The following is a 24,123-nucleotide window of genomic DNA, read 5'->3' as shown; positions in this document are numbered from 1 at the left end:
TTGAGGACGCAAGAAAACTGACACAATTCGAAATCATACGTCTAGCAATTTTTTCGACGCATATGAACAACAACTCTGACGACACGCGAAGCACTAGGCGCTCGTCCCGTTAATACAGGCAGCACAGCCCAGCAACCAAGAATTGTCGGACAAAACTCTATTTAAATATTAAATATCGCTCTATCTCGATCAGGATACTTTCAGCAACTAAGTGCCAGTGAAATGCTATTAATTAATATGAACTAGTAGCCTATATGCTCTGCCCGGTTTTACGCCCGCAGACCTCCCGTAGACAACCACGCAACCAGCGGTGTACCGGATCGGCGTCCATTCTTGGATGCCAGAGCATGGCAATCGTGAACTCCGGCACCGGGAACGGCAGCGCAAAGCTGTGCAAGCCGGCCCGCAAGCGAGTGGTATAACGTTCGGGCACGCTGGCGATCAGGTCACTGGACCGCGCCAGCCCCAGTGCCGTGGAAAAACCCGGGACGGTGATGAGGATCTCGCGTGTCAGGCCCAATGACCTCAATACCCGGTCGATGGGACCGTGGTCGAGGTCGCGCAAGGCGACGTCGATGTGCCCGCCCGCCGCATAGGCAGCGGCAGTCATGCCGGCCTGGGCCAGAGGGTGCCCCTGGCGTACCACCCCAATGAAACGGTCGACGAACAATGCCTGGGTGCGCAGCTCTGGACGAGTGTCCTTGTCCACGACGGCGGTTTCCAGGTCCACTGTCCCCTCGCGCAGTGCCGTACTGCTCTTGTCAGCCTTGTCCACGAAGCGCATTCGGATACCGGGGGCCTCTTCGCCGATGCGGGCAATCAGGTCGATCCCGAAGTTCTCAACGAACCCATCCCGGGTACGCAGCGTGAAGGTCCGGCTCAAGCGCCGTAGGTCCGGGGCCTGGACCGGACGCAGCACCGTCTGGGCGTCCTGCACCAGTTGACTGACCTGTTCGCGTAGTTCCAGGGCCCGGGGAGTGGCTACCAGCCCCCGGCCGGCCCGCACCAACAGCGGGTCACCGGTGGTTTCCCGCAACCGCGCCAACGCCCGGCTCATGGCCGAAGGACTGAGGCGTAGCCGCTGAGCCGCCCGAGCGACACTGCCTTCCGCCAGCAACACGTCAAGGGTGGTCAACAGATTGAGGTCGGGAGTGGACATGGACAGAACTCGGCTAATAGGTGGCGTTATATGCAGCTATAAAGTGCAAATGCTGCGTCTTCCGCCATGTTATGCCCGAGCGTACTGTTCTGACAGTCCGTTTTTGTGAACCGCTCCGGAGATCAGCATGAAACCAGCCCATACACCGCCGGATATTACCGGCGCTCCCCAGGCCCCCTCGTCGCACTGGGCGCTGACCAGCCTTGCCCTGGCAACCCTGCTCGCCTCGCTGGGCACCAGCGTTGCCACCGTCGGCCTGCCTGCCCTGGCCGAGGCGTTCGACGCCTCCTTCCAGGCGGTCCAGTGGGTGGTGCTGGCTTATCTGCTGGCGATCTCCACGCTGATTGTCAGCGTCGGACGCCTGGGGGATCTGGTTGGACGCCGGCAACTGCTGCTGACCGGGATTCTGCTGTTCACCCTGGCGTCCGTCCTCTGTGGGTTCGCCCCTTCTCTTGGGCTATTGATCGCAGGCCGGACGCTTCAAGGTTTGGGAGCGGCCGTCATGATGGCCCTGACACTGGCCCTGGTCGGTGAAACGGTCGACAAGGACCGAACCGGTCGCGCCATGGGCTTGCTGGCCACGCTATCAGCGGTGGGCACCGCCCTTGGGCCCTCGCTCGGCGGTACGCTGGTCAGCGTCTTCGGCTGGCATGCCATCTTCCTGGTCAACGTCCCCCTCGGACTGCTGACGTGGCTGTTGGCCTGGCACTCCCTGCCCATCCGTCGTCCGCAGACAAATGCCGAAACATCCAGCTTCGATATCACCGGCACGGTACTGCTGGCGACGGCACTGGGCGCCTATGCACTGGCCATGACCCTAGGCCGCGGCAATTTTGGCGGAATCAATATCGCCCTGTTGCTGATGGCGATCCTTGGCGGCGCGCTGTTTGTCCTGAGCCAGCGCCGGGTGACGTCGCCGCTGATCCCTCTGGCGTTGTTCCGCGACCGGCTGCTGGTTTCGGGATTGGCGACAAGTGCATTGGTCGCCACTGTCATGATGGCGACGCTGCTGGTAGCGCCTTTCTACTTGTCCATAAGCCTTGGCCTGCCGACCACACTGGTGGGGTTGGTACTGGCCGTCGGCCCCTGCGTTGCCGCACTGGCCGGTGTGCCTGCCGGGCGCCTTGTGGACCGGTTCGGCGTGCGCCCCATGCGGCTTGCCGGGTTGGCGACCATGGTACTGGGCTGCTCAGCGCTGGCGCTGGTGTCACCGGCGTTGGGCATGGGTGGTTATATCATGGCCATCGTGGTCACTACGCTGGGCTACGCACTGTTCCAGACCGCCAACAACACCGCCGTGATGGCGGATATCGCTGCACAAAAGCGCGGCGTCATTGCCGGATTGCTCAATCTTTCGCGCAACTTGGGGTTCTTTACCGGTGCATCGGTGCTCGGTGCGATATTCGCGTCGGCATTACCGACGAGCGGCGTCTCCGCAGCCAGCCCTGGGGAGGTCACAAACGGCCTGCATTTCACCTTCGCCGCCGCTTTGTCGATGGTAGTCGTAGCCCTGTTCATCGCCCTGCAATACCGCGCCCCAGAGCCGTTGGAGGAGCAGCAGCCTTCGTCGGAAAAAGGGTGACGGCATTCTGAGCCTTGGCCTTTAAGTCGTGATCCAGATCAAAAAAAGTGAACCAATCGCAAAACAGACTGAAAAAAGCCACATGACTTTCATTATCAGGTGCTATTTTTAGTTTTCACTGGTAGGGCCATGAGGGCTCTTCCTTCCTGATAAAAGCAAACGGAAGCGCTTGATGAAGAAGGTGGGCAACAGATGAATAAAGGATCGTTCAGCAAGGTTACGTTTCCCAACGCTTGCCAGCTGATGCGCTGGCATTTCCATCCAATGGGCTTCGAGGCCAGTATGGATGCACCGGGCAGCATGGTCGCCCGGCTGTTCGACCGTGCCAGCGGTGAAACCATGATCGCGATTGCAGGCATCCCCTGCGCGACCGTGATGAACGCTCCTGACGTTGAACGAATAATCGAAGCGGTGGAAGCCGAGCTGGAGGCCTTCGTACCACCGGTTGGTTTGAGGCGATTCGCCTCCTGAGTAAAAAAGCCCACGGTCGTGGGCTTTTTTGTGGGTGCTGTTTCGAAATATGTGGCTAGCGGTCCCGCCGCCATCGCGAGCAGGCTCGCTCTCACAGGGGAGTGGGTGAACAAAAGCTACCCCGGACCCTGTGGGAGCGAGCCTGCTCGCGATGGCGATCTTCCAGGCAACTACCAGACCAACCCACTCAACCGCGGGCGCGGCGATGGTCAACGAAGAACGGCTTGCCCTTATCGATACGGTCCGAGGCCCTGGGCCCATTGGCCGCCTGGCCATCCGGCTCATCGACATACCAGTAGCAATACTGCGCCGCACGGGTGATGCCTACGTAGGCGAGGCGCAGGCTCTCATCCCTTTGCGCCGTGTCGTATGGCTCGGCGTCGCCGTCCTGGCCCAATCCGGCCATTTGATAGACCTGATTTTTGTAGGGGGAACGGGTCAGATGCTGGCAGTCGCCCAACAAGAACACCGCATCAGCCTGAAGCCCCTTGGCGCTGTGATAGGTCATCTGCCTCAGCCGTCTCGCTTCATAAGGCAATCTAGAATCCACATTAACTATTGGACTAATATGCTTTTCCATCAATGATTTATCACTGATTCTTCGATAAAGCATCAATATCGAATCCCCCTTGCGGTAATGCTCATCCAGCCGTCGGGCCAGGCCCTCATCGTCCCGATCCAGCACGTTGACCGGACTCAGCGACGAGGATTTGCCGCTGGCCTTGGCTTTTTTACCGGGTATGGCAGCCGCCGAACGGACAATATGCTCGGCCGCATCGATGATGTACTGATGACTGCGGTAGTTGTCCGTGAGCATCACCCGAGTCGTTGTCGGCGACGGAAATTGCTGGTTGAACGCCATGAAATAGCTCGGCGAACTGCCACGCCAGCCATAGATCGATTGCCAATCGTCGCCCACACACAACAAGGAAGAATGTTGGGCTGCGCGCCCCACATGCATGGCGGGACCTCGGCGGCGAACTTCTCGAAGGCTTGCGCGAAGCCAGGAGACGATCTGCGGAGAAACGTCCTGGAACTCGTCGATCATCAGGTGTGACATAGGCCTGAGCAGCGAATCGCCCAATAACTTGAAGTTTTCCGCAGAGTGCTCGCTGAACAGCGCAAACATGCGGTTGTAGGTCATGACAGGAGGCGACTGATCGAGCAGATGGTCTTCAAACGCCCGCCAATAGCGGCTCAACGCCTCGAAGAAATACCGATCGGGATCATCCTGCGCGAAGCACATCCGCCCCACGGCATCCGGGACATCCAGGCCCAGGTTCTCGATAAAACCGGCAGCGGCGACGAAACAATCCAGCAATGGCGCCGACCCCAGCTCTCCCTTGACCTTGTAATCAAAGCCGGGCCCCGCACTGGCGTCTCCAGCCAGTGAGCCAAGAAGACGCTTCGAAGACTCATAGTTTTCAAGCCATATCAAAGGTTTGCGACAGAAAGCTTGAAACAGGGTGCGCTTGACCGCCCATTCTGCGCGCAGACTCAACCGCGCGCCTGGGCGACTGAGCCGGGCATCTTCCCTGGAATCGAACCCCAGCATCACCCAGGCGTCCAGGGATGGAATGTAACCATGACAATGGAATTTCGAACCGTTGATCTCGAATGTCTGACGCTTGGGCTCGACACCCTTGATGGGCCACGCGCCGGCGCGAAACCACAAATCCTCGATGGCATCGCACAATTCTTCGTCGCGCTGGGCGGCCAATTCGGTCACAGCCACGCGCTTTTGCACATCAGGGTGGTCACGCTCCAGCTCCTTGAGCTGAAAAGCGTGTCGGGACAACGGCTTGATCAGTTCCCGGAAGCGCTCGTCGCGTTGATAGAGACGGTGATAACAGGCATTGAGCTGCTGGCGCTGAGCGTCGTTGATGCCCAAGTCGAAGGGGTTGCCTTCGGCATCATCATCACCCGCCCCGGTGCGATGGCTCAGGGTTTCGAAAGCCTGGAGCCTTTCGAATCCCGGCAGGCTGCGCACCATGGGCAAGATGCGCGAATGGAAGGTTCGCACCAGATCGCGCGCTTCCTTGAGGCTGACCGCTCGGCTCCACAAGGCAAACACCTCGACCAGCTTCTGGATGAAGTCCTTGCGTGACTCCCGGGTGAACGTCACCACAGTCATCGAGTCCAGCTCGAAGCCCAGGTAATGGGACAACAGCACAATGCGCAACACCAGGGTGGTGGACTTGCCTGCCCCCGCTCCCGCCACCACCGAGGTAGACGGTGTATCGCTGAAAATCATCTTCCACTGCGCGGCACTGGGCTGCGCATGGGCTGGCAGCAATCGGCCGACATCGGCCTTTACGCGCTTCTTGAGTTCTGGGGTCAGGGGCAGGCGCCAGTCGTCGAACAACAAGTCATCCACTTTGGGCGCCGGGTGTTCCGTACTGCGGAAGTCGCGGATCAACAAGACCTGACGCCCCTCTTCCAAGCCCTCGGCCTTACCCTCTCTAAACCCGTAGTCGAAACCGGCGGTATGGCCACTGCGAAAACCATCGGCCTGGCCATGCAGCCAGGAAGCCCGATGCTGGGCGCGCAGACGTGTCAGGCCATGGCCAAAGAAACGGGCAGCCAGGCGCTTGAGCAGCGGCATCTGCGCCAGGGGCAGCAATTCGGGAGGCAGATCGGGAGAGTGTTGCGGCACGCTTTGGGACTCCGCTGTTCAGAACCATGGCCTATGGTGTCTGTATTTACCGGAGAGCGCCACCCAAAAGCTTGTAAGTCATAGGGTTAGGCGATGAAGTGAAAGTGGTGTCGCATCGATATGACTGGTCCGAACCGCCGCTATCGCGAGCAGGCTCGCTCCCACATGGGATTGGGGCAGGCCGACCTCTATATGTATGCCGCAGAACTTGTGGGAGCGAGCCTGCTCGCAATGACGTCAGCACATCCACCATCGAGGTAACTGACCCAGCACGCTCACTCCCACACACGCATCAGTTGCCGCTGATAGCACCATCCACCAGAGTCTGCGCCTCGCTCACCAATTGCTTGAGGTGCTCGTCGCCAATGAAGCTTTCGGCGTAGATCTTGTAGATGTCCTCGGTACCCGATGGACGCGCCGCGAACCAGCCGTTCTCGGTCATTACCTTCAGGCCGCCGATGGCCTGGTCATTCCCTGGCGCGTGGCTGAGGATGCTTTGGATCGCCTCACCGGCCAACTGGGTAGACGCGACCTGATCCGGTGAGAGCTTGCTCAGCAGCGCCTTCTGCTGCGGAGTCGCCTTCGCATCGACGCGTATCGAGAACGGCTCACCCAATTCCTCCGTCAAGGCGCGGTAGGCCTGGCTTGGGTCGCGACCGTTGCGGGCGGTCATTTCAGCCGCCAGCAACGCCGGGATCAGGCCGTCCTTGTCGGTACTCCATACGCCGCCGTCCTTGCGCAGGAACGAAGCACCGGCGCTTTCCTCACCGCCAAAACCCAGGGAACCGTCGAACAACCCATCGGCGAACCACTTGAAGCCGACCGGCACTTCATAAAGACGACGCCCCAGGCGCTTGGCCACGCGGTCGATCAGCCCGCTGCTCACCACCGTCTTGCCGACACCGGCATCGGCGCGCCATTGCGGACGGTTCTGGAACAGATAATCGATGGACACCGCCAGGTAGTTGTTCGGTGCCAGCAAGCCGCCAGACGGTGTCACGATGCCGTGGCGGTCATGATCCGGGTCGCAGGCGAAAGCCACGTCGAAACGTTCCTTCAGGCCGATCAGCCCCTGCATGGCATGGCTGGAGGAAGGGTCCATGCGGATCTGCCCGTCCCAGTCGACCGTCATGAAGCGGAACGTCGAATCCACCTGGGTATTCACCACGTCCAGGTCGAGGCGGTAATGTTCGGCGATGGCCGGCCAGTAACGCACCCCTGCACCGCCCAGCGGATCGACGCCCAGACGCAACCCGGCGGCGCGGATGGCATCGAAATCGATGACATTGACCAGGTCCGCCACGTAGGTGTTGAGGTAGTCGTGACGGTGAGTGGTCTCGGCCTTCAGGGCCTGCTCGTAGCTGATGCGCTTGACGCCGGCCAGCTGGTTGGCCAACAGCTCGTTGGCCTTGGCTTCGATCCACTTGGTGATATGGGTGTCGGCCGGACCACCGTTGGTAGGGTTGTACTTATAGCCGCCACTTTGCGGCGGGTTATGGGACGGCGTGATGACGATACCATCCGCCAGGCCCGTGGTGCGTCCGCGGTTATAGCAGATGATCGCGTGGGAAACCGCCGGCGTCGGGGTGTACTCGTCACCTTCGGCGATCATCACGGTCACGCCATTGGCGGCCAGCACTTCCAACGCACTGGCCCCTGCCGGGGTGGAGAGCGCATGGGTGTCGATACCCACGAACAAAGGTCCATCGATTCCGTGGGCTTCACGGTACAGGCAGATAGCCTGACTGATAGCCAGTACGTGCCATTCGTTGAACCCAAGATCGAAGGAGCTGCCACGGTGGCCGGAGGTGCCGAAAGCCACACGCTGAGTCGCAACCGAGGCATCGGGCCGGCCGGTGTAATAGGCCGTCACCAGTCGCGGGATATCGATCAACAACTCTGCCGGTGCCGGCTTGCCCGCAAATGGACTGACTGTCATGCAAAACCTCTGGGTGGAGTGGCTTGGGAAATGGGATGCAGTTTACTGACAGTTCGACCGTGGCGCGATGGGTTCGATCCATTGCCCTCTTACGATTGCTCAAGCCTCAACGCATCAGCCAGCGCCCAGAGCGCCATGTCCAGGTCGGATGCACCGCTCAAGGCATGCGTCAGGCGCAGATGCTGGGTATACAGCCCCTGGATACTGAACAGTTCGCCAGGCGCGATGACGATGCGCTGGGCCAGCAAGCGCTGGAAGACCTGTCGCAGGTCCACCCGGCGTGACGATCGAATCCAGATCGTCGCGCCGCCCTGGGCTTCCACCCATTGCAGGCTTTCCCCGAGCCGCTCCCGCAGCAATTGCGTCGTCGAAGTCGCGCTTTCCCGCAGCAACCGCCGCAACACCAGCAGATGCTGGTCGATCCGACCGTTGCTGTACAAGCGGGCAATGGCCTTCTGTCGAATGGGCGACAGGCGAAACGCCCGTAGCAGGAAATGCCGCTGCAGCTGCAGGGTCAACTGACGCGATAGCACATAACCATAGGGCGCTTCCGGGCCGATGGTTTTCTCGAAAGTGGAATAGACGATCAGGCGGTCCGGGTCGAGCAGGTCGCGAAAAGGCACGACTCCAGCTTCGAATACCAGGTCCGTGTAGCTGTCGTTCTCCAGCACCCAGGTGCCGTGCGCCCCCAGCAGATCCGCCACGGCGCGGCGGTTGCCCTCGGGAATGAGCGTCCCTCTCGGCATGCTCAACACCGACGACAGCACCACCAGGCGCACGGATTCGTGTTGCAGAAGTTGCTCCAGTTGCTCGAGGCTGATGCCGCCGTCCGCCAGCAACGGTAGCTCGACCACCTTGACATCGGCCGCTTGCAGCAAGCGCAGGATCGTCCAGTCGCAAGGCGATTCGATCAATATCGTGGCTCCCCTGAGCGCCAGCACGGCGATCAGGATCTCCAGCACGCCACGCAGATCGGCACCGATGTACACGTCATCGGCCTTCCAGCAGCGCGCCGGTGAGGAGGTGTAACGGGCCGCCAGGGCCGCGCGCAGTTCCAGCTCGCCCCAGGGCTGCGAAGGCATCTGGGAAACCCGTGGATACTGGCGCAGCAGCTCGCGTTCGAGCAGCAACAGCGGGCTGTCCAGAGGCTGCATCGACGCCGGCTCATCCGCGCTGAGCACCAGCATTCCCGGACGCCGGGCATTGACGTAGAGCGTCTCGAGCAGGTCGTCACCACCGCCCAGGGCAACCACGCTGGGTACTGGCAGCGCGTAATAGCCGGACTTGGCAATCGAGTAGACCCGCCCTTCCTTTTCCAGCAGCGAATAGGCGTACTGAATAGTAGAAATCGACACGTTCAACCGGTCGGCCAGTTGCCGTAACGACGGTAGTCGAACCCGGGCCTCGCTACCCAACTCGCTGATCAGGGCCGTCAGGTAGCGATAGACAGCCTGATAGGCGAAATCCGTTTCCCGTGGGCCCTTCATGGCTTCAGCCCCGTTGCACAGGCCGCGACCGGCCGCAGCGGAACGGCCGGATACAGGGTGGGTGAAACCGTCAAACCGCCCCCCTCAATATCGGCTCGAGCCTTCGCGCAGGTTATTGCTACCGTGCCCGGACGCTTCTGCGTCGGTGCTGTCGACGGCCTGCTGCAAGTCGACTCCCGGGGTATTTTCGTATTCCGGCTGCGCAACGCTCGCCCCATAGAGCCTACCGAGCATATCGATCGACAGGCCGCTGACGTCGACCATCCATTGTGCCACCTGATCGGCGACAGCCGCACCCTGCATGGCCTTGTGCAGGTCCGGCATCGCCACCAGCATGCCGGGGTGGCAACAACGCAGGAAATGCTCCAGCCCCGCGCCCCTCTCGACAAAGGGCGCAAACAGCATGCACACCAGTTGCGCCTCGTTGAGCCCCAGGCTCGTTTGCGCCTCGGCGGCGGCCTGGGCACGGCGCTCCGCGATGGCCGAAGGCGGGCCGAACAGCTCACGGGCCCGCTCGCAAACGTGTTCCGGCAGTTGTTTGCGGTGCATGATCATGATGGCACGCTGCACATAGTCCCCGTAGCCCGCCTCGTAGCTGCGCCCTTGCAGGCAAGCCGCCTGCAGGCCATGCAAATGAGCCGACAGCAGCGGACTGAGGTATTCGTTCTCCGGCGCCGAGGCAATAAGGTCGTCGGTCCGTACGCGCAGGAACTCACTGAACAGCAACCAGTTCATTTCTTCGCAGCGATCGACGATCAGGTCATCGATGCCGATGTGCCCTACTCGCCGGCATGCCTGGAAATGCCCCTCGGGCTTCCATGTGCCGAGGCGTTGCGGCCCATAGAAGTGCCGATAGAGATCGTCACCCAGGGTATCGAGCTGCGCAAAGAGATTGTCGAAGGTGGTGGTCGTTTCGATACCCAGGCCGATCTTGCGGGTCGCACGCCGCAGGCCCGCCATGAACTGCCTCTGCTGGCGCGGCGTATCACTGCTGACCAGGGAATCCACTCCCGACTCCCAACGCGCCATGTGACGATAGAACTCCGCCATGGCCAGGTAGCCGTCATCGCCGACCTCCAAAGGGCTGTCGACCGAGCGAAGATGGCCCAGCACCAGCATGTCCATGCGGTTGGACTCATGCCCGGCCGCTGACAATGGCTGCCGGTGGTTGAACGGCACCACTTCGCGGTCATCCGCCATCAGCAGCTCCACCCGGGGGTCGTCGTAGACGAACAGCGCGCTGTAGCAACGATGGATGTTTTCCAGGGTCGCCTGGGTTGTCTCACTCAGTCGCGGCGTGGCGACGCGCAGGTCGAATGTCACGGGATTCCTGCCGGCGATGCTCAGTTGCGCGGCCCTCAGGGCCGTCAGCACGTAGAAACTGTCCCGACTCCCGTTCATGACCGTCAGTACGCGGTAATCACCGATCCGCTCAATGCCACCAGCGGCGACGATCAAACGCTGGATCAAAAGCTGCAACGCCGTACGCTCCGCGCGGGAATAAAAACCCAACAGCCGTTGCAGTATCTGTTGATACACGTGAATCATTGCCTGCTCATGAATTGCGCTCATAACCATTTACCTGAAAGTTCAAATATCAGTGTCGCGCTCACCCACGTGATCGCGCGACGTGTTCGGCTGGAATTCTTATTTCACTACTGCGAAGAGTATTAGCAATACGCTCGAGCTTTGCTCGTTGTAATTATTTGACACATGCACAGGGAATCGACCCACACCCCTTTCGTCGATGCCTGGAAGCCGCAAAATCATTGGGCTCTACGCATTCCACGATGCGTCCTAGGAGAATTCCGACAGCGTCCCACAGACAATGAGTACGCAAAATAAAGAACTTGCCGAACTTTAATTGACCGCTTGTCTCATACAGCCTTTCCGATAACCGATAGAAGATCCTGCCTCCATTAACGCCTGAAGCGTCTGGAACAGACATTGACGGATCAAGCTTTTCTGGAAACATGTATTGAGTCATGACTTCTTCCTTGAGCTGAAAACCAGCATTCAATTATCAGGACTTCAATAATGATTAGAAGATACAGATTGAGGGCAAAAACCAGTTCAGTTGCCGACAGGGTAAACGGAGTCGTCGTGAACGGACTGCCGGACACGCACATATGCTGAAGCAGGGGGAAAGAAAGGCCCGGTCAGACCGAGGGCAGCGCAAGAGCCAAGGACAATGACTCTTGCGCAAGACAGGCGTCAGGCGGGATCGACAACCTGAAGGGCAACGCGCTCACGGCAAGGACATTCGTCCATGTAACGGTGAGCCTCGACAAACTCATTGAACGGAAAGACCCGGGTCTTGAGTGGCAGCAAGACGCGGTCGGCAGTCAGTTGGTTGATATCACGCAGCGCCCGCTGCAGCGCCACCTGGTCCTGGATGATGCCCAACTCCGGCTTACCGGTGAAATTGCCGATGCAATGCACGAAGAACTGAATGTTCTTCTGGAACGCCGCACAGGCCGGGAACGGTGTCTGGTTCCCCCCTTGCAGGCCATACAGTACCAGGCTGCCTCGTGGAGCCAGGACATCGCCGAGCAGCGACATCTGTGGCCCGCCCAGGCCGTCGAACACCATGTCGACGCCACGATTGTCGGTGAGCTTGTTGATTTGCATCAGCAAGTCCTGCTCTTCCGTGACGATGACTTTCTCGGCCCCGAGGGACAACAGGTACTCGCGCTCGTCAGCGGTCTTGGTGGCCGCGATCACCCGTACACCCAGCGCCTTGCCGAGCTGTACGAAGGAAGGGCCGGCGCAATGGCTGGCATCGGTAACCAGGGCGAACTGCCCGGGCTTGACCCGTGCCAGGTCAACGTAGGCGAAATAAGCGACCAGCAGCGGCGTGTAGTGAACCGCGGCTTCGATAGGGCTCAAGACATCCGGGTAACGGGTCAGCGCGGTGCGCGGCAGCACAATGATCTCACCGTACACCGGATAATCGTTCGCGCTTTGCGCGGGGAAGCTGGCGACCTTGTCGCCCACGACCAGATCGTCGACACCGTCGCCGACCGCCGTCACCACACCGGCCATTTCATGGCCCAGGCCGGAAGGCAGACGGGCCTGGGACGGCGCCAGGTTCTGGCGCCACAGGGTGTCATGCCAACTGATGCCGATCGCTTCGACACGGACCTGCACTTCTCCTGGCGCAGGAAGAGCCGCCGGCTGCTCTTCGCATTTGAGCACCTCGGCACCACCAAACTTGTGAAAACGGATCGTGCGGGACATCGCAAACCTCGTCAAAGTAACCTCTAATGCCATGAACTCTATCCGGGCTTTGTAGCCAAGACCATCAGTGGCTATTAATAGTCGACATGCCTGTCATTGATTCCGCAGCAAGAAAATCAATCAGCCCAGTAGGGCAAATCCTACAAAAATTCATTTAGCCAGTGCAGAGTACCAGCCTTTCCCCGTAAGATTCATGCCGGTCATTGTTCGCATATGGCCGCTCACGTCAAGCTCGCCGAATCTGCCAGGACCCCAGATGAATCGCAATGACCTGCGTCGTGTCGACCTGAACCTGTTGATCGTATTCGAAACACTGATGCATGAACGCAGCGTGACCCGCGCCGCCGAGAAGCTGTTCCTCGGCCAGCCGGCCATCAGCGCCGCATTGTCGCGCCTGCGCAGCCTGTTCGATGACCCGCTGTTCGTGCGCACCGGTCGCAGCATGGAACCCTCGGCCCGGGCGATCGAAATCTTCGCCCTGCTCTCCCCGGCCCTGGATTCGATTTCCACGGCAGTCAGCCGCGCGGCGGAATTCGACCCGGCCACCAGCACCTCGGTGTTTCGCATCGGCCTGTCGGACGACGCCGAATTCGCCCTGCTGCCGATGCTGCTCAAGCGCCTGCGTGCCGAAGCCCCCGGCATCGTGCTGGTGGTTCGCCGGGTCAATTACATCCTGATGCCGAGCCTGCTGGCGTCCGGCGAAATCTCCATCGGTGTCAGCTACACCGACGACCTGCCGGCCAACGCCAAGCGCAAGGTCCTGCGCCGCAGCATGCCCAAGGTGCTACGGGCCGACACCGCACCGGGGCAACTGACCCTGGACGAATTCTGCGCTCGCCCCCACGCCCTGGTGTCCTTCGCCGGCGACCTGAGCGGTTTCATCGATGAAGAGCTGGAAAAACTCGGTCGCAAGCGCCATGTGGTACTGGCGGTGCCGCAGTTCAATGGCCTGAGCACCCTGCTGGCCGGCACCGACATCGTCGCCACCGTCCCCGACTACACCGCCGATGCACTGACCGCCGCCGGCGGCGTGCGCGCGGAAGATCCGCCGATCCCGGTGCGCAGCTTTGAATTGCACATGGCCTGGCGTGGGTCCCAGGACAATGACCCGGGGGAACGCTGGTTGCGGTCTCGGATTCAGATGTTTTTCGGCGACCCTGAGAGTCTTTAGACGTCGCCGGATAGGCTGTTTATCTGATCATTTTTGCCTTTTCATAGACCATCCTCACCCAGCCTGGATGAAATCTTGCGTTTGGTCGCTGCCGGATATGGCATTGGCCGCCTGCCCGAGCATATTGTCGCCGCTGATGTGCAAACCGATGAAATCTGGCGCCTGCCGCCCTGGGAGGGCGTCAGCGATGTGAACGTCTATTTGCTCTGGAATCGGGAACAAAGGATGACCCGCGCCGAGTCGGTCTTTCTGGAACGCTTCCAGCAGATGCTTATGACGACAGACGTGGCGGGAAGGTTTTAGCGCCTTGTTCAGCCCAGAACGTCCGATCTTCAATCCTTGCTCAATTTGGGTATGGCCATACGGCTACCCGCTTTGACTTCGCGCAGAGCCAGACTCGACTGAATAGACGCGATACCGACCTGGCGCCTCAGCACTTGCTCGATAAAGTCGCTATAGCTATCAAGATCCTCGGCCAACACTTGAAGTACGTAGTCGGCATCTCCGGTGATCTTGTGGCAGGCCAATACCTCTGGCAATTGCGCAATCACTGCCTCGAAGGCGTCCGGAGCGTGATCGGCATGGGTGGAAAAGCGAATGTGAACGAATGCCATGATATCCAGCCCGAGCATTCGCCGATCAAGGTTGGCTTGATAGCCCTTGATGACACCCGCCTCCTCCATTCGCTTGCGCCGCCGCCAGCACGGAGTAAGGCTCAACGACAGCCGCTCACTGAGTTCGGCATTGGAAATGTTCGCGTCCTCCTGCAACAACTCGAGAATGGCCAGATCGGTTTCATCGAGACTGATGCGTTTGGATATTTTTTTCTGCATGACATCACTCCTGAGTAAAAACACCCGAATAATCCACCAAATCACGAAAACAAAGCAAAGAAAGTGCAGCCCGGCCGGAACAGAATATTTGCACTGGCTCACATTAACGGATGCGCAGAATGTTTACAGTTTTCAGTGATTCCCACCGGTTGCACCACGGCACCGAATTGAAAGACGGTGTGCTCAAACCGTCTTTCGAACAGCCGAGTCGGGCCGACACGGTGCACAACCGCGTCAAACAGGTTGGCCTTGGTCAGATCATCGAACCGCGCGCTTTTGACCGCTCGTGTTACGTCAACGCGCACAGCGAGCGCTACGTCAGTTTTCTGGAAAATGCCTGGAGCGAATGGTGCGCAACCGGTCGCACTCACGACGCCTTGCCGCTGGTATGGCCGGTGCGCGATCTGGCCGGCGAAGAGGTGCCAACGTTCATCGACGGCAAGCTGGGCTTCTATGCCATGGACGCCGGCTCACCCATTACCGCGACGACCTGGCAAGCCGTGAAAACCAGCGCCGATATCGCCCTCACCGGCCTGGCCCTGCTCGATGAAGGCCACGACAGTACCTTCGCCCTGTGCCGCCCGCCTGGCCATCATGCCGCGCGCGAATACATGGGCGGTTATTGTTACCTCAACAACGCCGCCATTGCCGCGCAACAGGCCATCACCCAGGGCGCCAAACGTGTCGCGGTGCTGGACGTCGACTTCCATCACGGCAACGGCACGCAGAACATTTTTTATCAGCGCAGCGACGTCATGTTCGTGTCGCTGCACGGTGAACCGGCGGTGTCCTACCCGTATTTCTCGGGTTACAGCCACGAAATCGGCGCGGGTGTCGGCGAGGGTTACAACCTCAACTATCCCCTGCCGAAAAACACCACCTGGGAGGGCTACCGCAACGCCCTGCTCCACGCCTGCAAAAAACTCCAGCAGTTCTCGCCGCAAGTGCTGGTGATTTCCTTGGGAGTCGACACGTTCAAGGACGATCCCATCAGTCACTTCCTGCTGGAAAGTGACGACTTCATTGGCATCGGTGAGCTGATCGCGAGCGTAGGCTGCCCGACGCTGTTCGTGATGGAGGGCGGCTACATGGTCGATGAAATCGGCATCAATGCCGTCAACGTACTGCACGGTTTCGAGAGCAAACGCAGCTGAGCCACCCCACGCTCTACAGCCTTTCAATGTCTGGATCGGAGAATAAGAACATGACGCTTTTTATAGATGTCGATGATGCTGCACGCCTGTTCACCCAAGTCGGTATCCGCCGCGCCATCTGCGAAATGGCGGGCTACATCGAAGCCGACTACGCACGCTGGGCGCAGTTTGATAAATCACCGCGCACGGCCAACCACTCAACGGACGGCGTGATCGAGTTGATGCCGACCGACGATGGCCAGCAGTACTCGTTCAAATACGTCAACGGCCACCCCAACAACGGCCAGCAGAATTTACTGACGGTCATGGCCTTCGGGCTTCTGGCGGATGTGCAGAGTGGCTATCCCACCCTGCTCAGCGAACTCACCCTGACCACCGCCGTGCGCACCGCAGCCACCTCCGCGTTGGTCGCGCAATCGCTGGTTCGCCCCGGTGCGACCTCGATGGCCCTGATCGGCAACGGTGCCCAAAGCGAATTCCAGGCGCTGGCCTTTCATGAAATGTTGGGCATCAACGAAATCCGCATTTTCGATATCGATCAAGAGGCGTCCCTCAAACTGAAACACAACCTCGCGGCGTTCCCGGACATCGAAGTGATTCTGGCCAGCTCGGTGAAGGACGCGGTCAAGGGCGCGGACATCGTCACCACAGTCACCGCCGACAAAGCCTACGCAACCATTCTGACGCCCGAGATGATCGAGCCCGGCATGCACATCAATGCGGTCGGTGGTGATTGCCCGGGTAAAACCGAACTGCACGCCGACATCCTGCGCAACGCCCGAGTCATCGTCGAGTTCGAGCCGCAGACCCGCATTGAAGGCGACATTCAGCAACTGGAAGCCGATTCTCCGGTGATCGAGTTTTTCCGGATTGTGCAGGGCGAAGTGGCCGGACGCGAAAACGATGTGCAGGTGACGGTGTTTGATTCGGTGGGCTTTGCCTTGGAAGACTTTTCTTCATTGCGCTATCTCAACGACCTGGCTCAGGCACAGCAAATCGGCCAGCGCGTCCATCTGGTCCCGACGCCGGCCAACATCAAAAACCTCTTCCAACTGCTCGATCCGCCACCGGCCAAAGCCTCGCGTCTACGCACCGTCAGTTGATCCGTAATGGCCGCCCTCGCCGCTTGGCGAGGGGCCATTCACCCTCCAGGCATCGTTTTGATTAGCCGTTGCCTCTCTAACAAGAACGCTCGACACCTGCTTTCTGCCAAAACTCAAAAACATAAAATCAAGAGGTTTTGTAATGAAATCGATCCCTTCCGGGCTGCTCGAACAGCCCGCGCTGCAGCGCACGCTGAGCAATCGTCACATCCAGTTAATGGCCATGGGCGGAGCCATCGGGACCGGCCTGTTCATGGGCTCCGGGAAGATTATCGCCCTCTCCGGGACGTCGATCATCCTCATCTACATGATCATTGGTCTGTTCGTGTTTTTCGTCATGCGTGCCATGGGCGAAATGCTCCTGTCCAACCTCAACTTCAAAACCTTTGCCGACTTCGCCGGCGCCTACCTCGGCCCGCGCGCGGCGTTCTTTCTCGGTTGGTCGTACTGGCTGAGCTGGAGCGTCGCGGTGATCGGCGACGCTGTCGTGGTCGGCGGATTCTTCCAGTACTGGTTCCCCGATGTGCCGGCGTGGATACCCGCCGTCGGCATGCTGGCGACACTGTTCGCCTTGAACGTGCTCACGGTCAGGCTGTTCGGTGAGGTGGAGTTCTGGTTCGCGATCATCAAGATCATTGCCGTCGTGACCCTGATCGGCGTCAGCACCGTGCTGATTGCCAGCTCCTTCGTTTCCCCCAGTGGCGTCACCGCGTCCCTGAGTCACCTGATGGACAAACAGGCGGCTTTCCCTAACGGCTTGCTTGGCTTCTTCGCCGGATTTCAAATGGCGATCTTTTCCTTCGCCGGCACCGAGCTGATCGGCACCGCCGCCGCCGAAACCCGCTCGCCGGAGAAGACCCTGCCCAAAGCCATCAACTCCATTCCGCTGCGGATCATCCTGTTCTACGTCCTCGCGCTGACCTGCATTATTGCCGTGACATCGTGGCAACAGGTTTCCCCCGTCAAAAGCCCTTTTGTCGAACTGTTCCTCGTCGCCGGGTTCCCCGCAGCGGCCGGTATCGTCAACTTCGTGGTCCTGACCTCGGCGGCCTCATCGGCCAACAGCGGTGTATTTTCATCGAGCCGCATGCTGTTCGGGTTGGCGAATCAGGACAACGCTCCGGGTATTTTTCGGCGTCTATCGGGCAACAGCGTGCCTCTGCTGAGCCTGGCCTTCACTACACTATTGATGCTGCTGGGTGTGCTCTTGCTGTTCATCGTTCCGGAAGTCATGACGGCATTCACCATTGTGTCCACCGTGTCTGCGATTCTGGTGATCTTCACTTGGTCGACCATTCTCGCGTCTTACATTGCCTACCGCAAAAAGCGTCCTGAGCTTCATGCCAAATCTGCCTACAAGATGCCAGGCGGCGTCCCAATGGCATGGTTCTCAATGGCTTTTCTGGGCTTCGTTCTCTGCCTGCTGGCATTAAGACCTGACACCCGCGTTGCCCTGTTGGTCATGCCAGGGTGGTTCATATGGCTGGCAATTGCCTATCAGTTAACACGTAGGAGGAAGCCTGAAAGCGCAGTTGAATCGGCAAGTCAATTCGGTTGAGCGGCTCTAACGAAGCCTCTGCGCTGGACGGCATAAAGAGACAGACCTCTATTTGAATCGCTGAGCAGAGGGCTGTAGTGGCCCCGACGGCCAATTGAAGAGGGAGGTTCCAGTGGCAGATCACTTTTCAAGAGCCTGACGCCACGAAGGGGGCAACACCTGCCCCCGTTGTGACTCCCTATGCCCCGGCAAGCGCCTCGCGCACGAAGTCTTCATAAGTACGCAGCGGATGCCCGATGAGGGTCTGGAGCCGCTCCACGCTTCCTTCAGCCGCCTGCATGCCAAACATCTGGATACCCTCCATCATCAGGCGCATGTCATACGCCAACCAGCTGGGGCCGTATGCAGCCAGTTGCCCTTCGAAGGCTGCTACATCATCACCGCCGTAGGCGATCTCGCGCCCCAGGGCCGAGCTCCAGATCTTCGCCACGGAGGCACCGGTGAGTGCCTGAGGCCCGACCAACTCCAGCGTTACCCGATCCAGGGGAGAAGGTGCCTTGTCGCGTCGCAGCAACTCCGCAACGGCCACGTCGGCGATGTCACGGGCGTCGATCATCGAAACGCCCGCCGAGCCGATCGGCATCGGGTAGACCGAGTAGTTCTGGAGCGTCTGCAGGACCATGTGTTCGTTTTGCATGAAGTAAGCCGGACGCAGGATGGTCGCGGGGATGTCGAGGCTTTCGATCATTCGTTCAACCGTATGCTTGCCGGTGAAGTGCGGAACGTTGGTGAACCTGTCGGCGTGAATCACCGACAGGTAGACGATGCGTTCGATGCCCGCCTCCCGAGCGAGGTTCAGCGTGATGAGGGCTTGGGTCACCTCATCGGGTGTCACCGCATTGAGCAGAAACAGCGTACGCACCGAGGACAGCGCGACACGCATCGACGCGACGTCGGAGAGGTCGGCGACGACTTCAGTGACACCGACGGGGAAATCGCGCTTGCCTGCCTGGCGCACCAGCGCCTTGACTTCGGCGCCCGCGCCGGCAAGGCCTTGGGTAACGAGTGAACCAACCGTGCCGGTGGCACCAATAACGAGAATGCTCATGTTTGAATCTCCTGCAGTAGGTATCTGGATGGGTCATTGAGATGACGACGAGGAGAAAGTATTCCGTTGCACTCGGGAAACAAAGATCACAGAATCCAGACACCTCGTTTCATATATGGAACACCATGAACCTGAACTCACTGTCCGACTTCATCCTTGTCGCAACCCATGGGGGACTGGGGAAGGCAAGCCGCGCGAGCGGCGTTTCCAAGGCCACCTTGTCGCGGCGTATCAGCGAGCTTGAAGAACAACTGGGCGTCAGGCTGATCGAGCGCAGTGCCCGCGGCCTGAAGCTGACCGAAGCCGGCGAGGGGCTGATGTCGCGAACGGAAGGCCTGCTGAGTGAAGTCTGCGAAGCGATGACGGCGGCACGCGAGGGCGTTTCGACACCCCGCGGGTACTTGCGGGTGGCGGCCCCGGTGTTGTTTTCCCAACTCGCGATGGGCCGCATTGGTGCCGAGTTCTGTGCGGCCTACCCGGAAGTCCAGCTTGAAGTCACGGCGGAGGATCGCGCGGTGGATCTCGTGGAAGAACAATTCGACGTCGCGATCCGGATCAACCCGAGCCCGGACAGCAATCTGGTCGGGCGATGTTTCGCCAGGGACCGACTGGTGGTCGTGGCCGCACCTGGAATCCCCAAGCCGGCGCCCGGCGCGGTCAGATCCGTCCCTGGCATCGTCACGACGACTTTCCAGCCCACCCGGTGGAGTCTCGACGAAGGGCAGTTGATCCTGGAACCGATCCCGACGCTGCGTTTCTCTTCGTTCCTGATGGTCCGCGATGCTGCTATTGCCGGTGGCGGCGCTGCACTGATCCCACAATCCATTGCCTGGAATCAACTGGCGCGTGGCGAGTTGGTTCAGTGGGGCACGGTATCGGGGGCGGAGCCGGCGCTGTGGGTTTTGCACACCTCCCGGCGCCTGGCTGCGCCCAAGGTTCGCGCCTTTGTCGATTTCATGTGCGACAGATACCCGGACATGGCGCTGGTTCTGAATGGATAGAACAGCCTTCGCTCTGACTCCTGCGCATCCTGATGAAAAGCTTTGAACTAAGGTCTCAAGGTAGAATCTTCTCAATTCATCCCTTTCGGAGAGCACAATGCTTCGTGTGTTTGAACGAAGACTCGACCCCTTCCCGCCCGATGAAGCACCACCGCCGCCGGTTGGCCTGACGCGGTTCCTGTGGGCCTGCACGCGGGGCGCCCGGGGCTATATCCTGCTGTTTGCGCTGCTCAGTGCCAGTGTGTCGATCTACGAGGCCTGGCTGTTTTCTTTTCTTGGGCAGGTGGTGGACTTGCTCTCGACCTGGCAGGCCGGCGGTGATGCACAGGGCCAGGAAAGCCGGGTGCTGTGGGGTATCGGCATCGTCCTGGTGACCAGCATCGGGCTGGTGGCGCTGCGAACCATGGTCCAGCATCAGGTCCTGGCGATCAATTTGCCGTTGCGGCTACGCTGGGATTTCCATCGGCTGATGCTGCGGCAAAGCCTCTCTTTCTTTTCCGATGAGTTCTCCGGCCGGGTCACGACCAAGGTCATGCAGACGGCGTTGGCCGTGCGCGAAGTCTTGTTCACCGTGATCGAAATCGCACCCGGAATCGGCGTGTACTTCATCGCGATCATCGCGCTGGCTGGCGGCTTCGCCTTGAAACTGATGCTGCCTTTTATTGCCTGGATCGTGCTGTTCGGGCTGGCCATGCTGTATTTCGTGCCGCGCCTGGGGCAAGTCGGCCAGGAACAGGCCCATGCCCGGTCGTCGATGACCGGACGCATTTCCGATGCCTACACCAATATCACCACCGTGAAGCTGTTCTCGCACTCCAAGCGCGAAGCACACTTCGCCCGCGCGGCGATGGAGGACTTCAAGCAGACCGGCTTTCGCCAGATGCGCCTGGTCAGCCAGTTCGAGATCGTCAATCAGGCGCTGGTGGTGGCGCTGATCCTTGGCTCCGGCGGCTATGCCTTGTGGCTTTGGCACCAGGGCGAAGTCGGCACGGGGGCGGTGGCGGCGATCACGGCCATGGCGTTGCGTATCAACGGCATGTCCCATTGGATCATGTGGCAGATGACCTCGTTGTTCGAAAGCATCGGCACCGTGCAGGATGGCATGGGCACCTTGACCCGAGGCCCCAAGGTGCAGGACGCGCCGGACGCCGGCGTGCTGGTGCCCTCCGGTGGCGCGGTGACGTTCGACAACGTGAGCTTCAACTACAGCGGCGAACGCCAGGTACTCGATGGACTGAGCCTGAATATTCGCCCGGGCGAAAAGATCGGCCTGGTGGGCCGTTCCGGTGCCGGTAAATCCACGCTGATCAACCTGCTGCTGCGTTTTTACGACGTGGACAGCGGTGAAATCCGCATCGACGGGCAAAACATCGCCCGCGTTACCCAGGACAGCCTGCGCAGCGCCATCGGTATGGTCACCCAGGATACGTCCCTGCTCCACCGCTCCATTCGCGACAACATCGCCTATGGTCGTCCGGATGCGGCCGAAGCACAGATCCGCAGGGCCGCAGCCAATGCCCAGGCCGACGGGTTCATCAGCCAATTGAGCGACCGCCAGGGCCACACCGGCTATGACACCCTGGTGGGTGAGCGCGGCATCAAGCTATCCGGCGGCCAGCGCCAACGCATCGCCATCGCCCGGGTGATGCTCAAGAACGCGCCGATCCTGTTGCTGGACGAGGCCACCAGCGCCCTGGATTCGGAAGTCGAAATCGCCATCCAGGAAAGCCTCGATGAAATGATGCAGGGCAAGACAGTCATCGCCATTGCCCATCGCCTGTCCACGATCGCCGCGATGGATCGGCTGATTGTCATGGATGACGGGCGCATCATCGAACAAGGCACCCACGCCGAACTGCTGGCGAAAAACGGTACCTATGCGCGGCTGTGGCAGCATCAGAGCGGGGGGTTCCTGGGTGAGGATCAGGGGGTTGCCGAGGCGATGGTATAGGAATGGCGCAGCCCCCAAGGCAACACACCATTCCCTGTGGCGAGGGAGCTTGCTCCCGCTGGGCCGCATAGCGGCCCCATACCCCATGGTTCGCTCAGACTGGCACAACGAACCGCCGGGTTTCGGGCTTGCTGCGCAGGCCAGCGGGAGCAAGCTCCCTCGCCACGAGATCGCCGCTCGGCGACTTTTCGTACAAAACCCTAGAACCACGTTTCCATCTGAATCCCGTACTGCCAGACACCACCGGCATTGAAATCCGTCTTGCCGAACGAATCCGAAGTGCTGTAGCGGTCGAGATCCGAAGACCAGTTCATGACGCTCGCGAACACCCGCAATTCAGGACGGGTGAGCAGGTCGCCCAAATCCGGCTTGAAGGTCGGCGCAACGGTGAATTTCCAGAAGTTGCCGTCCACCGCGTTACGTTGCATGTAGCCCTTGGGATCAAGGTCCATGGTCTGCCAGCTCATCTCATAGGCCATCTCGAAATTGCTGTTGATCTCGTTGGCCAGTCGCACGTTCAGAGTCATCCACCGATAGTCGTCGCCCTTGACGTAACGGTCCTTGCTCTGTTCGGCCAACAGGCTCGGGCCGATGCGCCAGCCGGGCGCAATCGGGGTTTCACCGTAGAGCGCCAGGCGCATGGCCCGGGCTTCGTCGATCAGTTCGCCGTCCGCACCAATATTCTTGACCTCAGCCCCCAGGCCTTGCCCATAGAGCAGCGCCGTCTTGAAGAAGCCTTCACGGCCAAAAAAGGAGCGCTGATGATTAGCGATCATGCTGTGCAAACCGGAATCCGCCGGAGCCAGGCCGGCTTGATTGGTGCGGGTACTGAAATCGTTTTTCTTCGAGCCGATGCCGTTGAACATCCATTGCCATTGTCCGTTGGCAAAAAACTGGTTGGAGGTCAGGACATAGCTCTCCACGTCGGCATTGACCCCACCTTCACTGAAGTCCCCGTAGTTGCGCCCGATCAGCGAGTAGTTCGAGCGCCAGTCCTTATTCATCTGCACGTCGTAGATGCCACCGCCGGTACCGGCCAGGTAGACGACGTCCGAATCGAGCCAGTGGATATCGAAGTTGTCCCGGTCGAAGCGCTTGCCAGCCCACAGGGTGGCGTTTTCGAACATCGGGTTGCCCTTGAACGCGGCAAGATGGTCGAGCTCGGTAAACACCTGGCGCACGTTCAGGTTGCTTTCTTCGGCGGTCCAGTCATTGGAGCTTTCCACGCCATCGGCAATGGACACGGTGAATTTGGAACGGGTGCCATTCTGCGCATATAGCTCTTTCGACAGGTCGATGCGCATGTAGGTGTCGTCCTCGTTGCCGAGTCGCCCCACCGCGCCCCCCACGGAGCCGGCCGGAGTCGTATAAGGGCCGCCGCGCCCTCCCCCCAGCCCATCGTTGATCAGCAATCCGGAACGGGCGTAGCCCTTGAAGCTGAACCCGTCAGAGAGGTGCCCGCCGCTACCGGCCTTTTCCAGGTTTTGCTGACTGGCTTCGAGTTTTGCCAACCGCGCGTCCAGGGTGGGCGCCACGGGAGTGCTCGCAACGGCGGCCGTCGGTTGCAAGCCAGGGTGAGTGAGCTTGAGTTGCTGCAGTTCCCTGGCGAGTGTCTGGGCCTGTTGTTCGGCGGCGGCTGCGCGCTTTTCCGCTGCGCTGGTGCGGGCTTCGAAGGCAGCCATGCGCTCTTCCAGCGTCGCGGCCTGGACCGTGGCCGCCGAAGTACCGAGCACGCCTGCAATGAGCCAGCTTGATGCTTTCTGCATGTGG

General features: G+C 60.1%; 17 protein-coding genes and 1 pseudogene. 9 read left to right on the top strand and 9 right to left on the bottom strand.

The features are described 5' to 3' along the window. Positions 1 to 250: 250 nt before the first annotated feature. Entirely contained in the window at positions 251 to 1,159 is a 909-nt protein-coding gene (locus FBX99_RS03325) for a LysR family transcriptional regulator (RefSeq protein ID WP_144922102.1), read from the bottom strand. A 127-nt stretch (positions 1,160 to 1,286) separates the two neighbouring features. On the opposite strand from FBX99_RS03325, the gene FBX99_RS03320 reads away from it, so the two are divergent. Together FBX99_RS03320 and FBX99_RS03315 are read left to right on the top strand one after the other, a co-directional pair. Then, the gene (locus tag FBX99_RS03320) at positions 1,287 to 2,741 is read left to right on the top strand and encodes an MFS transporter (protein ID WP_145130605.1); all 1,455 of its coding nucleotides are present in this window, start codon (positions 1,287 to 1,289) and stop codon (positions 2,739 to 2,741) included. 192 nt (positions 2,742 to 2,933) lie between these two features. Beyond that, positions 2,934 to 3,212, top strand: coding sequence for a DUF1652 domain-containing protein (locus FBX99_RS03315; protein WP_003201764.1), 279 nt, complete (start codon positions 2,934 to 2,936; stop codon positions 3,210 to 3,212). 187 nt (positions 3,213 to 3,399) lie between these two features. On the opposite strand, the gene FBX99_RS03310 is transcribed toward FBX99_RS03315, so the two are convergent. The 5 genes from FBX99_RS03310 to FBX99_RS03290 all read right to left on the bottom strand — a co-directional run bounded on the left by FBX99_RS03310 (position 3,400) and on the right by FBX99_RS03290 (position 12,534). Further along, positions 3,400 to 5,868 carry a UvrD-helicase domain-containing protein gene (locus FBX99_RS03310; protein ID WP_145130603.1) on the bottom strand — a complete coding sequence of 823 codons (2,469 nt, stop codon included), beginning with the start codon at positions 5,866 to 5,868 and terminating at the stop codon, positions 3,400 to 3,402. Between the two features lie 292 nt (positions 5,869 to 6,160). Beyond that, positions 6,161 to 7,807, bottom strand: a complete 1,647-nt coding sequence (gene pgm, locus FBX99_RS03305) for a phosphoglucomutase (alpha-D-glucose-1,6-bisphosphate-dependent) (protein ID WP_144922089.1) — start codon at positions 7,805 to 7,807, stop codon at positions 6,161 to 6,163. An 89-nt stretch (positions 7,808 to 7,896) separates the two neighbouring features. Then, positions 7,897 to 9,294 carry a PLP-dependent aminotransferase family protein gene (locus FBX99_RS03300; RefSeq protein WP_144922086.1) on the bottom strand — a complete coding sequence of 466 codons (1,398 nt, stop codon included), beginning with the start codon at positions 9,292 to 9,294 and terminating at the stop codon, positions 7,897 to 7,899. Between the two features lie 84 nt (positions 9,295 to 9,378). Continuing rightward, the gene (locus FBX99_RS03295; protein ID WP_144922082.1) at positions 9,379 to 10,866 is read right to left on the bottom strand and encodes a hypothetical protein; all 1,488 of its coding nucleotides are present in this window, start codon (positions 10,864 to 10,866) and stop codon (positions 9,379 to 9,381) included. Positions 10,867 to 11,508: 642 nt separating this feature from the next. Continuing rightward, positions 11,509 to 12,534, bottom strand: coding sequence for a zinc-dependent alcohol dehydrogenase family protein (locus tag FBX99_RS03290; RefSeq protein ID WP_144922077.1), 1,026 nt, complete (start codon positions 12,532 to 12,534; stop codon positions 11,509 to 11,511). A gap of 256 nt (positions 12,535 to 12,790) precedes the next feature. Here FBX99_RS03290 and FBX99_RS03285 point away from each other — a divergent pair, with 256 nt between their 5' ends. Continuing rightward, positions 12,791 to 13,705 (top strand): LysR family transcriptional regulator, encoded by a 915-nt coding sequence (locus FBX99_RS03285; protein ID WP_144922071.1) that lies wholly within the window; start codon positions 12,791 to 12,793, stop codon positions 13,703 to 13,705. A 51-nt stretch (positions 13,706 to 13,756) separates the two neighbouring features. Next, a pseudogene (locus FBX99_RS03280) lies at positions 13,757 to 14,008 on the top strand (LysR substrate-binding domain-containing protein); the annotation flags it as partial. Positions 14,009 to 14,037: 29 nt separating this feature from the next. On the opposite strand, the gene FBX99_RS03275 reads toward FBX99_RS03280, so the two are convergent. Beyond that, entirely contained in the window at positions 14,038 to 14,538 is a 501-nt protein-coding gene (locus FBX99_RS03275) for an Lrp/AsnC family transcriptional regulator (protein ID WP_144922066.1), read from the bottom strand. A gap of 119 nt (positions 14,539 to 14,657) precedes the next feature. On the opposite strand from FBX99_RS03275, the gene FBX99_RS03270 reads away from it, so the two are divergent. The 3 genes from FBX99_RS03270 to FBX99_RS03260 all read left to right on the top strand — a co-directional run bounded on the left by FBX99_RS03270 (position 14,658) and on the right by FBX99_RS03260 (position 18,353). After that, positions 14,658 to 15,692, top strand: a complete 1,035-nt coding sequence (locus FBX99_RS03270) for a histone deacetylase family protein (RefSeq protein WP_144922061.1) — start codon at positions 14,658 to 14,660, stop codon at positions 15,690 to 15,692. A gap of 50 nt (positions 15,693 to 15,742) precedes the next feature. Then, complete coding sequence (locus tag FBX99_RS03265) at positions 15,743 to 16,795, top strand: ornithine cyclodeaminase (RefSeq protein ID WP_145130601.1); 1,053 nt, start codon at positions 15,743 to 15,745, stop codon at positions 16,793 to 16,795. Between the two features lie 142 nt (positions 16,796 to 16,937). Continuing rightward, entirely contained in the window at positions 16,938 to 18,353 is a 1,416-nt protein-coding gene (locus FBX99_RS03260) for an amino acid permease (RefSeq protein ID WP_144922056.1), read from the top strand. 178 nt (positions 18,354 to 18,531) lie between these two features. Here the strand turns inward: FBX99_RS03260 and FBX99_RS03255 are convergent, their stop codons facing one another. Beyond that, complete coding sequence (locus tag FBX99_RS03255) at positions 18,532 to 19,401, bottom strand: NmrA family NAD(P)-binding protein (protein WP_144922051.1); 870 nt, start codon at positions 19,399 to 19,401, stop codon at positions 18,532 to 18,534. A gap of 125 nt (positions 19,402 to 19,526) precedes the next feature. Here FBX99_RS03255 and FBX99_RS03250 point away from each other — a divergent pair, with 125 nt between their 5' ends. Continuing rightward, the gene (locus tag FBX99_RS03250; RefSeq protein WP_144922048.1) at positions 19,527 to 20,402 is read left to right on the top strand and encodes a LysR family transcriptional regulator; all 876 of its coding nucleotides are present in this window, start codon (positions 19,527 to 19,529) and stop codon (positions 20,400 to 20,402) included. Positions 20,403 to 20,499: 97 nt separating this feature from the next. Further along, positions 20,500 to 22,353, top strand: coding sequence for an ABC transporter ATP-binding protein (locus FBX99_RS03245; RefSeq protein ID WP_145130599.1), 1,854 nt, complete (start codon positions 20,500 to 20,502; stop codon positions 22,351 to 22,353). 200 nt (positions 22,354 to 22,553) lie between these two features. Here FBX99_RS03245 and FBX99_RS03235 read toward each other — a convergent pair whose 3' ends face one another. Continuing rightward, positions 22,554 to 24,119 (bottom strand): carbohydrate porin, encoded by a 1,566-nt coding sequence (locus FBX99_RS03235; RefSeq protein ID WP_145130597.1) that lies wholly within the window; start codon positions 24,117 to 24,119, stop codon positions 22,554 to 22,556. Positions 24,120 to 24,123 lie beyond the last annotated feature (4 nt).

Origin of the sequence: Pseudomonas sp. SJZ074, from assembly GCF_007828215.1 — a bacterium.
GTDB lineage: Bacteria > Pseudomonadota > Gammaproteobacteria > Pseudomonadales > Pseudomonadaceae > Aquipseudomonas.
The sequence above is the reverse complement of the archived record's forward strand: the minus strand, read 5'-3'. Positions and strand labels throughout refer to the sequence as shown.

Coding starts and splice junctions, on each gene's coding strand:
- FBX99_RS03235 (WP_145130597.1), bottom strand. CDS start 24,119: ATGCAGAAAGCATCAAGCTGGCTCATTGCAGGCGTGCTCGGTACTTCG.
- FBX99_RS03315 (WP_003201764.1), top strand. CDS start 2,934: ATGAATAAAGGATCGTTCAGCAAGGTTACGTTTCCCAACGCTTGCCAG.
- FBX99_RS03290 (WP_144922077.1), bottom strand. CDS start 12,534: ATGTCCCGCACGATCCGTTTTCACAAGTTTGGTGGTGCCGAGGTGCTC.
- FBX99_RS03295 (WP_144922082.1), bottom strand. CDS start 10,866: ATGAGCGCAATTCATGAGCAGGCAATGATTCACGTGTATCAACAGATA.
- pgm (WP_144922089.1), bottom strand. CDS start 7,807: ATGACAGTCAGTCCATTTGCGGGCAAGCCGGCACCGGCAGAGTTGTTG.
- FBX99_RS03285 (WP_144922071.1), top strand. CDS start 12,791: ATGAATCGCAATGACCTGCGTCGTGTCGACCTGAACCTGTTGATCGTA.
- FBX99_RS03270 (WP_144922061.1), top strand. CDS start 14,658: ATGTTTACAGTTTTCAGTGATTCCCACCGGTTGCACCACGGCACCGAA.
- FBX99_RS03265 (WP_145130601.1), top strand. CDS start 15,743: ATGACGCTTTTTATAGATGTCGATGATGCTGCACGCCTGTTCACCCAA.
- FBX99_RS03300 (WP_144922086.1), bottom strand. CDS start 9,294: ATGAAGGGCCCACGGGAAACGGATTTCGCCTATCAGGCTGTCTATCGC.
- FBX99_RS03245 (WP_145130599.1), top strand. CDS start 20,500: ATGCTTCGTGTGTTTGAACGAAGACTCGACCCCTTCCCGCCCGATGAA.
- FBX99_RS03250 (WP_144922048.1), top strand. CDS start 19,527: ATGAACCTGAACTCACTGTCCGACTTCATCCTTGTCGCAACCCATGGG.
- FBX99_RS03260 (WP_144922056.1), top strand. CDS start 16,938: ATGAAATCGATCCCTTCCGGGCTGCTCGAACAGCCCGCGCTGCAGCGC.
- FBX99_RS03325 (WP_144922102.1), bottom strand. CDS start 1,159: ATGTCCACTCCCGACCTCAATCTGTTGACCACCCTTGACGTGTTGCTG.
- FBX99_RS03275 (WP_144922066.1), bottom strand. CDS start 14,538: ATGCAGAAAAAAATATCCAAACGCATCAGTCTCGATGAAACCGATCTG.
- FBX99_RS03320 (WP_145130605.1), top strand. CDS start 1,287: ATGAAACCAGCCCATACACCGCCGGATATTACCGGCGCTCCCCAGGCC.
- FBX99_RS03255 (WP_144922051.1), bottom strand. CDS start 19,401: ATGAGCATTCTCGTTATTGGTGCCACCGGCACGGTTGGTTCACTCGTT.